Annotated in this window: 16 protein-coding genes; 12 read left to right on the forward strand and 4 right to left on the reverse strand. The window is 67.8% G+C overall.

Going from position 1 to position 12,792, the window contains the following annotated elements:
• Positions 1-37 precede the first annotated feature (37 nt).
• Genes N788_RS00880 through dbpA form a run of 3 tightly spaced genes read left to right on the forward strand, consistent with a single transcriptional unit; the run spans position 38 to position 2,494 of the window.
• Positions 38-484, forward strand: coding sequence for a hypothetical protein (locus N788_RS00880; protein ID WP_034220047.1), 447 nt, complete (start codon positions 38-40; stop codon positions 482-484).
• A complete protein-coding gene (locus N788_RS00885; protein ID WP_211250665.1) occupies positions 484-1,089 on the forward strand; it encodes a rhomboid family intramembrane serine protease in 606 nt (201 codons plus the stop codon). The genes N788_RS00880 and N788_RS00885 overlap by 1 nt, the downstream gene beginning before the upstream one ends.
• Positions 1,090-1,123: 34 nt before the next feature.
• A complete protein-coding gene (dbpA, locus tag N788_RS00890) occupies positions 1,124-2,494 on the forward strand; it encodes an ATP-dependent RNA helicase DbpA (RefSeq protein ID WP_034220049.1) in 1,371 nt (456 codons plus the stop codon).
• A 66-nt stretch (positions 2,495-2,560) separates the two neighbouring features.
• Here the strand turns inward: dbpA and N788_RS14500 are convergent, their stop codons facing one another.
• Positions 2,561-2,743, reverse strand: coding sequence for a hypothetical protein (locus N788_RS14500; RefSeq protein WP_152560316.1), 183 nt, complete (start codon positions 2,741-2,743; stop codon positions 2,561-2,563).
• A 255-nt stretch (positions 2,744-2,998) separates the two neighbouring features.
• Between N788_RS14500 and N788_RS00895 the strand changes: the two genes are divergently transcribed.
• Together N788_RS00895 and N788_RS13685 are read left to right on the forward strand one after the other, a co-directional pair.
• Positions 2,999-3,712: a pseudouridine synthase gene (locus N788_RS00895; RefSeq protein WP_034220052.1), complete on the forward strand. Its 714-nt coding sequence runs from the start codon at positions 2,999-3,001 to the stop codon at positions 3,710-3,712.
• A 69-nt stretch (positions 3,713-3,781) separates the two neighbouring features.
• Complete coding sequence (locus tag N788_RS13685; protein WP_051924212.1) at positions 3,782-4,681, forward strand: FKBP-type peptidyl-prolyl cis-trans isomerase; 900 nt, start codon at positions 3,782-3,784, stop codon at positions 4,679-4,681.
• On the opposite strand, the gene N788_RS00905 is transcribed toward N788_RS13685, so the two are convergent.
• Positions 4,670-5,920: a TIGR03862 family flavoprotein gene (locus tag N788_RS00905; protein WP_034220054.1), complete on the reverse strand. Its 1,251-nt coding sequence runs from the start codon at positions 5,918-5,920 to the stop codon at positions 4,670-4,672. The two genes, N788_RS13685 and N788_RS00905, sit on opposite strands and share 12 nt — an antisense overlap.
• 43 nt (positions 5,921-5,963) lie before the next feature.
• On the opposite strand from N788_RS00905, the gene N788_RS00910 reads away from it, so the two are divergent.
• Entirely contained in the window at positions 5,964-6,449 is a 486-nt protein-coding gene (locus N788_RS00910) for an NUDIX hydrolase (RefSeq protein ID WP_034220624.1), read from the forward strand.
• 255 nt (positions 6,450-6,704) lie between these two features.
• Positions 6,705-7,154 carry a PA2169 family four-helix-bundle protein gene (locus N788_RS00915; protein ID WP_034220056.1) on the forward strand — a complete coding sequence of 150 codons (450 nt, stop codon included), beginning with the start codon at positions 6,705-6,707 and terminating at the stop codon, positions 7,152-7,154.
• A 75-nt stretch (positions 7,155-7,229) separates the two neighbouring features.
• Here N788_RS00915 and N788_RS00920 read toward each other — a convergent pair whose 3' ends face one another.
• Complete coding sequence (locus N788_RS00920; RefSeq protein ID WP_034220058.1) at positions 7,230-9,389, reverse strand: M3 family metallopeptidase; 2,160 nt, start codon at positions 9,387-9,389, stop codon at positions 7,230-7,232.
• A gap of 160 nt (positions 9,390-9,549) precedes the next feature.
• Here N788_RS00920 and N788_RS00925 point away from each other — a divergent pair, with 160 nt between their 5' ends.
• Positions 9,550-10,032 (forward strand): glutathione peroxidase, encoded by a 483-nt coding sequence (locus tag N788_RS00925; protein WP_034220060.1) that lies wholly within the window; start codon positions 9,550-9,552, stop codon positions 10,030-10,032.
• Between the two features lie 6 nt (positions 10,033-10,038).
• Here N788_RS00925 and N788_RS00930 read toward each other — a convergent pair whose 3' ends face one another.
• Complete coding sequence (locus N788_RS00930; RefSeq protein ID WP_034220062.1) at positions 10,039-10,815, reverse strand: ferredoxin--NADP reductase; 777 nt, start codon at positions 10,813-10,815, stop codon at positions 10,039-10,041.
• Positions 10,816-10,991: 176 nt separating this feature from the next.
• Here N788_RS00930 and N788_RS00935 point away from each other — a divergent pair, with 176 nt between their 5' ends.
• From N788_RS00935 to N788_RS00950, 4 genes are all read left to right on the forward strand, one after another.
• Entirely contained in the window at positions 10,992-11,201 is a 210-nt protein-coding gene (locus N788_RS00935) for a cold-shock protein (protein WP_034220063.1), read from the forward strand.
• A 170-nt stretch (positions 11,202-11,371) separates the two neighbouring features.
• Positions 11,372-11,854 carry a peptidylprolyl isomerase gene (gene slyD / locus N788_RS00940; protein ID WP_034220065.1) on the forward strand — a complete coding sequence of 161 codons (483 nt, stop codon included), beginning with the start codon at positions 11,372-11,374 and terminating at the stop codon, positions 11,852-11,854.
• Between the two features lie 3 nt (positions 11,855-11,857).
• Complete coding sequence (locus N788_RS00945; protein ID WP_034220067.1) at positions 11,858-12,304, forward strand: CoA-binding protein; 447 nt, start codon at positions 11,858-11,860, stop codon at positions 12,302-12,304.
• A gap of 89 nt (positions 12,305-12,393) precedes the next feature.
• On the forward strand, positions 12,394-12,783 hold the full coding sequence (locus N788_RS00950; RefSeq protein WP_034220069.1) for a hypothetical protein: 390 nt from the start codon (positions 12,394-12,396) through the stop codon (positions 12,781-12,783).
• Positions 12,784-12,792 lie beyond the last annotated feature (9 nt).

Genomic DNA, 12,792 nt, shown 5'->3' on the forward strand with positions numbered 1-12,792 from the left:
GTTATGCTCCCCGGGTCCCGACGACCGGAGCCTTGCCATGGCGACACGATTCCCCCTCCGACTGACCGCCGCGCTGTCGCTGGTCCCCGCGCTGGCGCTGGCCGAACCGCCGCAAGCCGCGCCGGCTGCCTCCACCGACACGCCCGCGACCGAAGCGGCCGGCGACGGCCTGGCATTCGCCGCCTCGCTGGAGGCCTGCGTCGTCGCCAGCCACCAGTCGCCGCATCCTTTCGTCAGTGGCTTCGTTGTCGAGCACGCGGTCAGCGGCATCGAAGGCGAGCACTGCGGCTACAGCCAGACCATGCCGGGCGGGATGCGCATGGAATGCAGGCTCAGCCAGGCTGGTCGCAACGGCCTGGCCGCGGAGTTCAGGGAGGTGGCCGCTGGCCGCCTGGCCGGTGGCACCGCCGAGCAGGCGGCCTGGACCCGCGAGTGCGACATCATCACCGCCGACGGCAAGCGCATGCCGCTGGGCAAAGACTGATGGAGCTCAACTTCACGCTCGGCATCATCGTCGTCACCGGCCTGGTTTCCTGGCTTGCCTTCAGCAACGAAGGGCTGCTCCAGCGCCTGCTGCTGTGGCCGCCGGCGGTCACCCGGGGAAGGGAGTACCACCGGTTCATCACCTACGGCGTCGTGCATGGAGACTTCATGCACCTGCTGTTCAACATGATCACGCTGTATTTCTTCGGCGGCTACATGGAGTACTTCTACGCCGAACGGCTGGGTACCTTCGGATTCCTCGGTTTCTACGTCTCGGCGCTGGTGGCGTCGGCGCTGCCGAGCTACCTGCGCCACCGCAACGATCCGGAGTACGCCACGCTGGGTGCCTCGGGCGCGGTGTCGGCGATCCTGTTCGGCTTCATCCTGCTCGAGCCCTGGCAGACGATCTATGTCTACGTGATCCCGGTGCCGGCGATCATCTTCGCGGTGCTCTACGTCGGTTATTCAATCTACGCCGAGCGCCAGCAGGCCGATCGCATCAACCATAGCGCCCACCTGGCCGGTGCCGCCTACGGCATCCTGTTCACGGTGATGCTCGAGCCCAGGGTGATCGGCCACTTCTGGGCCAGCCTGCTCAACCCCTGAGCCGAAGCTCCAGGGTGGCGTGCGAGAATGCGCCATGAGCGCATTCTCCGATTTCCCCTTGCCCATCCCCCTGGCCGAAGCCGTGGCCTCGCTGGGCTTCGATACCCCCACCCCGGTGCAGGCCGCCAGTCTTGGGGCCTTGCTCGACGGCCGCGACGTCAGCGCGCGGGCCCGCACCGGCAGCGGCAAGACCGTGGCCTTCGGCCTGGGCCTGCTCGCGCGCGTGGACGCCGGCGCCGGTGGCGTGCAGGCCCTGGTGCTGTGTCCGACGCGGGAACTGGCCGACCAGGTCGGCAAGGAAATCCGCCGCATTGGCCGGCAGTTGCCGAACCTGAAGGTGTCGGTCTTCTGCGGCGGCGTGCCGCTTCGGCCGCATCTGGCGTCGCTGGTGCACCCGCCCCAGGTCGTGGTCGGAACCCCGGGCCGCATCCAGGAACTGATCGACGAGGGCGCGCTCAAGCTCGACGGCCTGCGGGTAGCGGTGCTGGACGAAGCGGACCGCATGCTCGACATGGGGTTCGCCGACGACATCGCCGGCATCCTGGGCCAGGCGCCCGGCTCGCGGCAGACGCTGCTGTTTTCGGCGACCCTGCCTGAAGCGGTGCGCGAACTGGGAGCGCGCTACCAGCGCGACCCGGCCTGGATCGAGGTGGCCGACCCCGACGGCGAAGCCATCGAGCAGCGCTTCTACGAAGTCGAGTCGCCGCGCAAGACCGACGCCGTCGCGCTGTTGCTGGGTGACCTGGCGCCGGAGGCGGCGCTGGTCTTTTGCAATACCCGTCGCGACGTTCAGCAGCTTTGCGACGACCTGCAACAGCGGGGGTTTGCCGCCCTGGCGCTGCACGGCGACCTGGACCAGCGCGAGCGCGACGAGGTGCTGGTTCAGTTCGCCAATGGCAGCTGCCGGGTGCTGGTCGGAACCGACGTGGCGGCGCGTGGCCTGGACATCGCCGGCCTGCCGCTGGTGCTGAGCCACGGCCTGGCCAGTGACGTGGACATCCACACGCACCGGATCGGGCGCACCGGACGGGCCGGGCTGGCCGGCCTGGCGCTGGCCCTGGTATCGGGCGACGAGCGCCGGCGGGTGATCGCGATCGAGGACGCGCTGGGCAAGGCGGTGCGCTGGGAACGCATCGACCTGTCGCGGCGACCGGCGCGACCGGCGCCGCCGGCGATGCAGACCTTGGTGATCGATGCCGGCCGGCAGGACAAGCTCCGGCCCGGCGACGTCGTGGGCGCGCTGACCGGGGCCGGCGGGCTGGACGCTACGGCGATCGGAAAGATCGCCGGTTTCCCGACCCGGACCTACGTCGCCATTGCCCGCAGCCAGGTCCAGAAGGCGATGGACAGGCTGCGCACCGGCAAGATCAAGGGCCGCAACTTCCGGATACGGAAGCTGGGCTGATACCGATGGCGCCGGCGGGCGTGGCTGCGCCGCGCCCAGCGGTTGGGGTCCCTGGCGAACATGGTTTCAGCGGGCCGGCGCGGCGTAGCCCGGTGCCGGGCGCATATTGCCGCGGCGGCGGTTGATCTCGGCGTCCAGGCGGCGGTACTCGGCGCTGCCGATTTCCCCGGCCATCACCAGCTCCCAGAGCTGGATAGCCAGTTCGTCGTCCATTACCTGCTTGCGGGGGAAGGGGATAACGATGCCCATGGTGTTCTCCGAAGGTCGGGGGGATTGGCTTGCAGCCAGAGCGCTGCATATTCCGTGCCATGTCCCGGGGGGATCCCGGCCTGCTTCGAGGATAAACGAGTCCCGGACCCAGCCGAGGACACCCGCGGGGGTCCGGAACCCCAACATCTTCGGTTTCCGGCCCGCGGAGGCCGGGCGGGCGCCGTCGTCGGGGCGGGATGACTTGCCTGCCGCGGCATGCCAGCATTCGCGCCACTTCTGACGCGGCGCGGCACCATGCGAGTCAACAAACACATCGCCGAAACCGGCTTTTGCTCCCGGCGGGAGGCCGACCGGCTGGTCGCCGAAGGCCGGGTGAGCGTCAATGGCGCCCGGGCCGGCATTGGCACCCAGGTCGAGCCCGGCGACGAGGTCCAGATCGACGGGCAGGTGCTCAAGCCCCGGGAGGCCCGCCCCGGCAAGCGCCGCCACGCCTACATCGCGCTTTACAAGCCGGTTGGCATCACCTGCACCACCGACACCAGCGTGAAGGGCAACATCGTCGACTTCGTCGGCCACCAGGACCGGATCTTCCCGATAGGCCGGCTCGACAAGGACAGCGAGGGCCTGATCCTGCTGACCAGCAACGGCGACATCGTCAACCGGATCCTGCGCGCCGAGGAAAAGAAGGAAAAGGAATACCTGGTCGGTGTGAACCAGGCCGTCACCGACGATTTCCTGCGCGGCATGGCGCGCGGCGTGCGCATCCACAACCAGATGACCCTGCCGTGCCGGACCCGCAAGATTGCCCGCTACGGCTTTTCCATCGTGCTGACCCAGGGCCTGAACCGGCAGATCCGCCTCATGGCCGCCGCCTTCGGCTACCGGGTCAACCAGCTTCGGCGTATCCGCATCGCCAATGTAAAGCTGGGCGAGCTCCGGCCCGGTCGCTGGCGCAACCTGACCGACGCTGAACTGCGCGGCCTGCTGCCGGGGGAAGAGGGCTGGTGAGCCCGGGGGCCTGCGCTATCCTGTGCGCCGGCCCGCAAGGCCTCCCGGAATCCCGATCGGAGTGAATTGATGCTGCTTTCCCGCTTGCTCGCTGTCCTGCTGTTCGGCCTGGCGCTGCCCGTCCTCGCCCAGGTCAACCCGCTGCCCGCGCCCAGCCCGCTGGACGCGCCGCCCAAGGACGCGATCGAAACCGCGACAGGCATCCACTACAAGGTACTCAAGCCGGCGCCGGCGCCGGTGGTCCATCCTACGGGCGACTTCGTGGAGTTCTCGGCCAATGTCTGGAGTGCCGACGGCGAGACCCGCATCAATGGCCGCCAGGCCGGCAAGATCCTGGTGTCCATGCGTCGCCTGGCCAATGACCAGCCGGCGATGGTGCGCATCGTCAAGAGCACCCCGATCGGCGAAACCCGCCGCTGGTGGGTGGACGCCGAGCGGATGAAGCCCGGCTACCCCGGCATGCCCGACCTGCCGCACGTGTTCGACATCACCGTGCACGGCGAAAAGGACCCGACCCGGGCGCCGCCCGACGTCGCCGCGCCGCCGGAAGACGCCATCCGTACCGCCAGCGGCCTGGCCTACAAGGTGATCGAACGCGGCAATCGTGCCCCGGGGCACCCGGCCGCCACCGACCACGTGCAGGTGCATTACACCGGCTGGACCCCGGCCGGCCAGGTCTTCGACAGCTCCCTGTTCAAGGACAGGCCGGCGACGTTCCCGCTGCAGGCCCTCATCCAGGGCTGGCGCGAGGGCATCCTGCTGATGCAGCGCGGCGACAGCTTCCGGTTCTGGATCCCGGGCCACCTGGCCTATGACAACGTGCCCGGCAACCAGGCGCCCAAGGGCATGCTGGTGTTCGACGTCACCCTGCTGGCGTTCGGGCCGATGGGTTCGGCGCGCCCGCCATTGCAGGCCGACGGCACCGAAGCGGCGCCGGCTGCGGACGCCGGCGACGGTTCAGCGCAATAACCAGCGCGCCGCCGCCGCGCCGGCGACCCGGCCGCTGGCGAAACAGGCGGTGAGCAGGTAGCCGCCGGTCGGGGCCTCCCAGTCGAGCATCTCGCCGGCCGCGAACGTTCCGGGCCGGTTGCGCAGCATCAGGTCCCCGGTGAGGCCTTCCAGGCGCAGCCCGCCTGCCGTGGAAATGGCTTCCGCGATCGGGCGGGCGGCCCGAAGCCGCAGGGGCAGGGCCTTGATTGCCGCGGCCAGGGCGGCCGGCTCGCCCTGCAGGACCCCGGCGGGCAGGACTTCGCGCAGCAAGCCGGCCTTGACGCCCGACAGGCCCGCCTGCCGACGCAGGTGTTCACTGACGCTGCGGCGGCCGCGACCGCGTGCCAGGTCGGCGGTGAGGCGCTCGAGGTCACGCCCCGGCACCAGGTCGGCCAGGAGCAGGGCTTCGCCCTCGCGGGCAATGGTGTCGCGCAGGGGCGCCGAAAGCGCGTAGACCAGGCTGCCTTCGATGCCCGTGGCGGTGGCCACGCATTCGCCCTGCCGCCATCGCGGCGGTTGCGGGCCGGCCAGGGCCAGGCGCACGGGTTTGATCGGCGCACCGGCGAACCGGGAAGCGAAGTGCTCGCTCCAGCCAATGTCGAAGCCGCAATTGGCGGGTAGCAGGGGCGCGATGTCGGCGCCCGCGGCGGCCAGCGGCCCGGTCCAGCGGCCGTCCGAGCCCAGCTGGGGCCAGCTGCCTCCACCCATTGCCAGGACGGTGGCGCCCGCCCGGAAGGACAGCTCGCCGGCAGGCGTTTCAAAACGGTGGGCGCCGGCGTTGTCCAATCCGGACCAGCGATGATGGACATGGAAGCGCACGCCCTGTTCGCGCAGCCGGCGAACCCAGCCACGCAGCAGGGGCGCTGCCTTGAGGTCGCTGGGGAAAACCCGGCCGGAGGAGCCGATGAAGGTTTCCACGCCCAGCCCGGCCGCCCACTCGCGCAGCTCGCTGGGGCCGAAGTCCTGAAGCCAGCGGCCGACCTCGGCGCTGCGTTCGGCGTAACGGCGGCGGAAACGGTCGGGATCTTCGCCATGGGTCAGGTTCAGGCCGCCTTTGCCGGCGATCAGGACCTTGCGGCCGACCGAGCCCATGGCGTCGAACACGTCGACCTCGACGCCGGCGGCACGGGCGGTTTCTGCCGCCATCAGGCCGGCGGGTCCGCCGCCGATGACGGCCAGGCCGGGGAGGGCCGGTCCGGGGGAAGGGTTCGTGGACATGGGGCGATTATGCTTGTTGCCCGCCCCGACCGCCGAGGACACCGTGCCCTACACCCCCATCGTCGCCACCCTGGGTTACGTACTTTCGCGAGATGGCGAGCGTTGCCTGATGGTCCATCGCAACGCCCGGTCCGACGACAACCACCTGGGCAAATACAACGGACTGGGCGGCAAGCTCGAGGCCGACGAAGACGTGATGGCGGGGATGCGTCGCGAGATCCGCGAAGAAGCCGGCATCGAGTGCGAGGCGCTGCGGTTGCGGGGCACCATCAGCTGGCCGGGATTCGGCAAACACGGCGAGGACTGGCTGGGGTTCATCTTCGTCATCGACCGCTACCGGGGCGAGCCGCCGGCCCGCAATGCCGAGGGCGACCTGCATTGGGTGCGCCTGGACGCGCTCGGGACGCTGCCGCTATGGGAGGGGGACCGCCATTTCTTGCCCCTGGTCTTCGACGCCGATCCACGGATGTTCCACGGGGTGATGCCCTATCGCGGTGGTCAAATGGTGTCCTGGGCGGTTTCTCGCTGAAATGTCAGCTAAAAGCAGCTAAAATCGGCTAAAGTGCGGTTCTGGAGTGTTTGAAACCCCTGTGGCCTGTGGATAACCTAATTTTTACGTGGGGTAGCGTATCCTTAACCGGTTCCAGGGCACCCGTGGGGTCCCCGGAACGGCATCAGAGCTTTCCTTCGTGATCGCTGCGTCCCGGGTTTCCTGGACACCCCGCCGCCCGGTCTGGGCCGCGGGACGATCACGCTGACTATCCATCACGCCAAGGAGCGCCGCATGACCGATACCACCAGCAGCATTTCCGACCTGATCGAGATCAGCGAGGATGGCACCGCGTTCTACGAAGAAGCGGCCGCCAAGGTGAAAGACAAAAAGGTCAGCACGCTTTTCGCCCGGCTGGCCAAGGCGAAGTCGGACCTGGCCACCGAGCTCTCGGGCGAGGTCAAGCCGGTCGCCAAGACCAAGGCCAGCAAGACCACCAAGAAGCCGGCCAGCAGCCTGGTCGAGCTGAGCAAGGTTTACGCTGGCATGCGCAAGCAGTGGCCGGACTCGCCGGCCGAGCGTTTTACCCGCATGGCCGAGATCGAGGGACAGCTGCAGACCACCTTCCAGAAGGTCGTGCTCGACCGCGACCACAGCTTCGTGGTCCGCGTGCTGGCCAAGCAGTACGTGTCCAAGGCCGAGGTCCTGAACAAGGAACTGCGCGCCTGCCAGCGCAACGCCTGATTCGCGGGAAGCCTGCAAAAAGAAAACCGCCCGGAGCGATCCGGGCGGTTTTTTTATTGCTTCGTCGGAGATGGCTTATTCCGACGTGCCGTCCGGCTCCAGGCCGCGGCGCTTGAGCAGCGGGCCCACTTCCGGGTCACGGCCGCGGAAGTCGCGGAAGATCTCCATGGCATCGGCGCTGCCGCCGCGCGAGAGCAGGGTCTTGCGGAAATGGTCGCCGTTCTCGCGCTTGAGGCCACCGTTTTCCTTGAACCATTCCACCGACTCGGCGTCCAGGACCTCGGACCACAGGTAGGCGTAATAGCCCGCCGAGTAGCCACCCATGATGTGGGAGAAGTAGGCGCTGCGGTAACGCGGCGGCACCGGCGCGTAGTCCAGGCCGGCGGCCTTGAGCGCCTTGGCCTCGAAGGCCAGGGTGTCGGTGGCGACATTGCCCGCGACCTGCTGGTGGATCGACTGGTCGAGCATGGCCGCGGCCAGGTACTCGGTGGTCGCATGGCCCTGGCCGTATTGCTTGGCGGCCAGCACCTTGTCCAGCAGGGCCTGCGGGATCGGCTCGCCGGTCTCGTAGTGCTTGGCGTAATTGGCCAGGATCGACGGCCAGGTCGCCCACATCTCGTTGACCTGCGACGGATACTCGACGAAGTCACGCGGCACCGAGGTGCCGGCGAATTGCGGGTACTTCACGTCCGAGAACAGGCCGTGCAGGGCATGGCCGAACTCGTGGAACATGGTGGTGACCTCGTCGAAGGTCATCAGGGTCGGCTGGCCGTCGGCCGGCTTGGGGATGTTCTGGTGGTTGGCCACCACCGGCTTGGTGCCGGTCAGGCCGTTCTGCGGCACGTAGGCATTCATCCAGGCGCCACCGCGCTTGCTCGGGCGGGCGTAGAAGTCGCCGTAGAACAGGCCCAGCGGCGTGCCGTCGGCCTCGAAGACTTCCCACACGCGCACGTCAGGGTGGTAGGTCGGGATGTCCTTGCGCTCCTTGAAGTCCAGCCCGTAGAGCTGGTTGGCGGCGTAGAAGACGCCCTTCTCGAGCACGTTGTTGATCTCGAAGTAGGGCTTGAGCTGGGCTTCGTCGAACGCGTACTTCTGCTGGCGCACCTTGTCGGCGTAGAAGGCCCAGTCGGCGGCCTCGAGCTGGAAGTCGCCGCCTTCGGCGTCGATGATCGCCTGCATCTCGGCCGCTTCCTTGCGGGCATTCGCCACCGCGGCCGGAGCCAGGTCAGACAGCAGCTTGTTGACGGCCCCGACGGTGCCGGCGGTTTCATCCTCGAGCACGTACTGGGCGTGGTTGTCGTAGCCGAGCAGCTTGGCGCGCTCGGCGCGCAGCTTGGCGACCCGGGCCACGATGGCGGTGTTGTCCCATTCGTTGCCGCGGGTGCCGCGCACCAGCGAAGCCGCCATGATCTTCTTGCGCAGCTCGCGGTTGGTCAGGTTGGTCAGCGGCGGCTGCCCGGAGGTGTTCTGCAGGGCGATGAGGTACTTGCCTTCGTGGCCGGCATCCTTGGCCGAGGCGGCGGCGGCGGTGATCGCCTGGTCGGACAGGCCATCGAGCATCGCCAGGTCGTCCACCAGCACGGCCGAGTCGTTCACTTCCTTGAGCACGTTCTGGCTGAAGGTGGTGGCCAGGCTGGCCAGCTCGGCGTTCATCGCCTTGAGCGTTTCCTTGTCGGCGTCGGAGAGGTTGGCGCCGGCGCGGATGAAATCGGTGTGGTAGCGCTCGAGCAGGCGCTTGGACTCGGCGTCCAGGCCCAGCGTTTCACGCTGGTCGTAGAGCGACTTGATGCGGGCGAACAGCTTGCCATCGAGCACGATCGCGTCCTGGTGGGCGGCGAACTTCGGCGCCAGGGTCGCCTGCACCTTCTGGATCTCGGGATTGGTGTGGGCACCGGCCAGGTTGCCGAACACGGCGCCGGCGCGATTGAGCAGCGAGCCGGTCTTTTCCAGGGCGGCGATGGTGTTCTCGAAGGTCGGGGCATCGGGATTGCCGGCGATCGCGTCCACCTCGGCGCGCTGCTCGGCCATGCCGCGCTCGAGCGCCGGCTGGTAGTGCTCGTTCTTGATCAGGTCGAAGCGCGGCGCCTGGTAGGGCAGGCTGCTGACCACGAAGAACGGATTGGCGGATACCGGTTCGGCCGCGGCGTCGGTGGACGCCTTGTCCTGGGCCGTCAGCAGGCCGGGGGTGGCGGCGGCCAGGGCAGCGGCCAGCGCGAGGGAGAGCTTGTGCTTCATCGAAGGTCCTTGCAGGCAGGTAAACGACGAGCGTACCGCAAGGCCCATGAAGCCGACCGTGACGAAAGGCATGGCCAGGGCCGGGGCGTAAAGGCTGTGTGAAAGCCGCGCCGCCGGGTCCGGCTTGCGCTAGTCTGGCCAGACCCGCCAGGAGACCGTCATGACCACTGCATTCGATTTTTCCGCCCAGGCCATCGACGGCAGCCCGCAGTCGCTCGAGGCCTATCGCGGCAAGGTGCTGCTGGTGGTCAATACGGCCAGCAAATGTGGCTTCACGCCCCAGTACCAGGGCCTGGAAGAGCTGTGGCGCGACTACAAGGATCGCGGGCTGGTGGTGCTGGGCTTTCCCTGCGACCAGTTCGGTCACCAGGAACCGGGGGACGCGGAGGAAATCAGGAACTTCTGCTCGCTCACTTACGACGTCAGCTTCCCGATGTTCGAAAAGGTCGAAGTCAACGGCGGCGCGGCGCATCCGCTGTGGAAGTGGCTCAAGTCGGAGAAGGCAGGCCTGCTGGGCCTGGAAGGCATCAAGTGGAACTTCACCAAGTTCCTGGTCGGCCGCGATGGCCAGGTCCTCAAGCGCTATGCACCGACCGACAAGCCCGAGTCCATGCGCAAGGACGTCGAGAAAGCCCTGGGCTGAGCGGGCTTACTTTTCCACGAAGGCGCGCTCGAACACGTACTGTCCGGCCGTGCCGATGCGCGGGGCTGCGCTGAAGCCGCGGGCATCGAGCAGGCCGCGGAAATCGGCCAGCATCTGCGGGCTGCCGCAGATCATGGCCCGGTCCTTGTCCGGGTCCAGGGCATCCAGGCCCAGGTCGCGCATCATCTGGCCGGTTTCCATGAGCGTGGTCAGCCGGCCGGCATGGCGGAAGGGCTCGCGGCTCACCGCCGGGTAGTACAGCAGCTTCTGTGAAATGACCTCGCCCAGGTATTCGTGGCGCGGCAATTCGCGGGTGATGTAGTCGTGGTAGGCAAGGTCGGCGACGTTGCGCACCCCGTGGGTGAGGATCACCCGGTCGAAGCGCTCGTAGGTTTCCGGGTCCTTGACCACGCCCAGGAAGGGCGCCAGGCCGGTGCCCGTGCCCAGCAGGTACAGGTTGCGCCCCGGGTGCAGGTCGGTAATGAGCAGGGTGCCGGTGGGCTTGCGGCTCACCAGCAGGTCGTCCCCGGGCTGGATGTGCTGCAGCCGGGACGTCAGCGGGCCGTCGGCGACCTTGATCGAGAAGAACTCCAGCTGCTCCTCCCAGTTGGCGCTGGCGATCGAATAGGCCCGCATCAGCGGCCGGCCATTGACCTCCAGCCCGATCATGACGAACTGGCCGTTGTCGAACCGGAGCCCGTCGTCACGGGTGGTGGTGAAGCTGAAATACGCGTCGGTCCAGTGCCGGACGGACAGGACCCGCTCGGTGGCGAAGGCAGACATGGCGTCCCCGGGAGTGCTTTGGGAGGGGGATCGGCGGGCGGCGGCAGGGCGATCCAATAACCCGCCATTCTAAACCATTCGCTTTCCCGGCCGTAAGCGGGTATGTTCAGCGAACTGCGGTTGCCCGTCATGGCTGATCGCGGGTACCCAACCTTAATTGTTACAAGGAATGAGATATGTCTGACCGTCAGACCGGCACCGTGAAGTGGTTCAACGACGCCAAGGGATTTGGCTTTATCACCCCCGAAAGTGGCGAGGACGTGTTCGTCCACTTCCGCTCGATCCAGGGCACCGGCTTCAAGTCCCTGCAGGAAGGCCAGAAGGTCTCCTTCAAGGTCGTGAAGGGCCAGAAGGGCATGCAGGCGGACGAAGTGCAGCCGGAATAAGGCGCCTTCCCGCGTGAATTCGAGGCCCCGGCCGGGAACGGCCGGGGCCTTGTCTTTTCCGCCCCGCGGTTTGCGCCCATCCGGCGCATCGCCTAGCCTATGTGGCCTCAATTCCCCCACGCCACCGGGTATTGTCCCCGGCCGGCCCGATTCCCCAAGGATTCCCAACCATGCAGATTGCTGAGCGCACCGTCGCTACCTTCCACTACACGCTGACCGACGACGCCGGCAAGGTGATTGATTCCTCCACCGGCGCCCAGCCGCTGGCCTACCTCCACGGGGTCGGCAACATCGTCCCCGGCCTGGAAAAAGCCCTCGAGGGCCGCAGCGCCGGCGACAAGTTCGACGTGGTCATCGGCCCGGAAGAGGGCTATGGCAACCCGAACGAGGCGCTGGTGCAGACCGTGCCGCGCGAGGCCTTCCAGGGCGTCGACGAAATCGAGGTCGGCATGAACTTCCAGGCCCAGACCCCGCAGGGCGCCATTTCGGTCGTCATCGCCAAGATCGAGGATGGCATGGTCACCGTCGACGGCAACCATCCGCTGGCCGGCCAGAACCTCAACTTCTCGGTCGAGGTCGTCGATGTCCGTGACGCCAGCGTCGAAGAACTGGCGCACGGCCACGTGCATGGTGCAGGCGGACACGAGCACTGAACCATGGCGAACCCGGGCCGACTGATCGAAGACGACGACGGCCTGCGGGCCTTGCTTGGCCGGGTGCGGCGCATTGCCGTGCTCGGCATCAAGACCGAGGCCCAGCGCGGCCAGCCGGCCATCGACGTGCCGCGCTACCTCGAGCGCGTCGGTTACGACATCGTGCCGGTTCCGGTTTATTACCCGGAGGTCGAGCGCATCCTGGGCCAGCCGGTGTTCCGCCGGCTCCAGGACATTCCCGGCCAGGTGGACCTGGTGAACGTGTTCCGCCGTCCCAAGGACCTGGCGCCGCACCTTGACGACATCCTGGCCAAGCGGCCGGGCGCGGTATGGCTGCAGCTTGGCATCCGCGACGATGCCTTCGCCGCCGCCCTGGTCGCCCAGGGCATCGAGGTCGTGCAGGACCGCTGCATCCTGGTCGAACACAAGCGGCTGTCGGCTGCCGCCTGACCCGGTCGCGCAACAAGGCAAGCGTGCCGCGGAGCGACGAGCGCGCCCGCGACCCGCTAGAATGCGCCACCCCCCACAGCCTGTTCATCGTGAATCCACTTCCCCCCGACATACGGCTGGTCTTTGAAGACCGTGCCGACTATCTCCATGTTGCCGTCAGCGGCCCGCGCGACAGTCAGGAAATCTCCAAGGCCTACTGGGTCCGCATCGCCGAGGAATGCCAGCAGCGCGGCACCCGCAAACTGATGGTCGTCGAGAACCTGGGCGACTTCGAAGGCGATCGCGACCTGCCCACGACCGTGGACTTCCTGTTCGAGCTGGGACTGGACAAGCTGCAGGTGGCTTTCGTGGTCGGCCGTATCGAGCTGCTTGCCCACATGGAGCACGGCGAGATCCTGGCCCTGGAGCGCGGAGCCCGGGGCAGGGTGTTCGGTTCCGAAGCGGTGGCCGAACGCTGGCTGCGCCATGGCGCAGCCTGAGCCGGCGCG

It is taken from the genome of Arenimonas donghaensis DSM 18148 = HO3-R19, assembly GCF_000743535.1.
Classification (GTDB): Bacteria; Pseudomonadota; Gammaproteobacteria; order Xanthomonadales; family Xanthomonadaceae; genus Arenimonas; species Arenimonas donghaensis.

What these genes read in the sequence shown, in the direction of transcription:
- N788_RS00880 (WP_034220047.1), top strand. Translation starts at nt 38, where the DNA reads ATGGCGACACGATTCCCCCTCCGACTGACCGCCGCGCTGTCGCTGGTC.
- N788_RS00885 (WP_211250665.1), top strand. Translation starts at nt 484, where the DNA reads ATGGAGCTCAACTTCACGCTCGGCATCATCGTCGTCACCGGCCTGGTT.
- N788_RS00905 (WP_034220054.1), bottom strand. Translation starts at nt 5,920, where the DNA reads ATGTCCACGAACCCTTCCCCCGGACCGGCCCTCCCCGGCCTGGCCGTC.
- N788_RS14500 (WP_152560316.1), bottom strand. Translation starts at nt 2,743, where the DNA reads ATGGGCATCGTTATCCCCTTCCCCCGCAAGCAGGTAATGGACGACGAA.
- N788_RS00925 (WP_034220060.1), top strand. Translation starts at nt 9,550, where the DNA reads ATGACCACTGCATTCGATTTTTCCGCCCAGGCCATCGACGGCAGCCCG.
- dbpA (WP_034220049.1), top strand. Translation starts at nt 1,124, where the DNA reads ATGAGCGCATTCTCCGATTTCCCCTTGCCCATCCCCCTGGCCGAAGCC.
- N788_RS00920 (WP_034220058.1), bottom strand. Translation starts at nt 9,389, where the DNA reads ATGAAGCACAAGCTCTCCCTCGCGCTGGCCGCTGCCCTGGCCGCCGCC.
- N788_RS00930 (WP_034220062.1), bottom strand. Translation starts at nt 10,815, where the DNA reads ATGTCTGCCTTCGCCACCGAGCGGGTCCTGTCCGTCCGGCACTGGACC.
- N788_RS00935 (WP_034220063.1), top strand. Translation starts at nt 10,992, where the DNA reads ATGTCTGACCGTCAGACCGGCACCGTGAAGTGGTTCAACGACGCCAAG.
- N788_RS00915 (WP_034220056.1), top strand. Translation starts at nt 6,705, where the DNA reads ATGACCGATACCACCAGCAGCATTTCCGACCTGATCGAGATCAGCGAG.
- N788_RS00945 (WP_034220067.1), top strand. Translation starts at nt 11,858, where the DNA reads ATGGCGAACCCGGGCCGACTGATCGAAGACGACGACGGCCTGCGGGCC.
- N788_RS00895 (WP_034220052.1), top strand. Translation starts at nt 2,999, where the DNA reads ATGCGAGTCAACAAACACATCGCCGAAACCGGCTTTTGCTCCCGGCGG.
- slyD (WP_034220065.1), top strand. Translation starts at nt 11,372, where the DNA reads ATGCAGATTGCTGAGCGCACCGTCGCTACCTTCCACTACACGCTGACC.
- N788_RS13685 (WP_051924212.1), top strand. Translation starts at nt 3,782, where the DNA reads ATGCTGCTTTCCCGCTTGCTCGCTGTCCTGCTGTTCGGCCTGGCGCTG.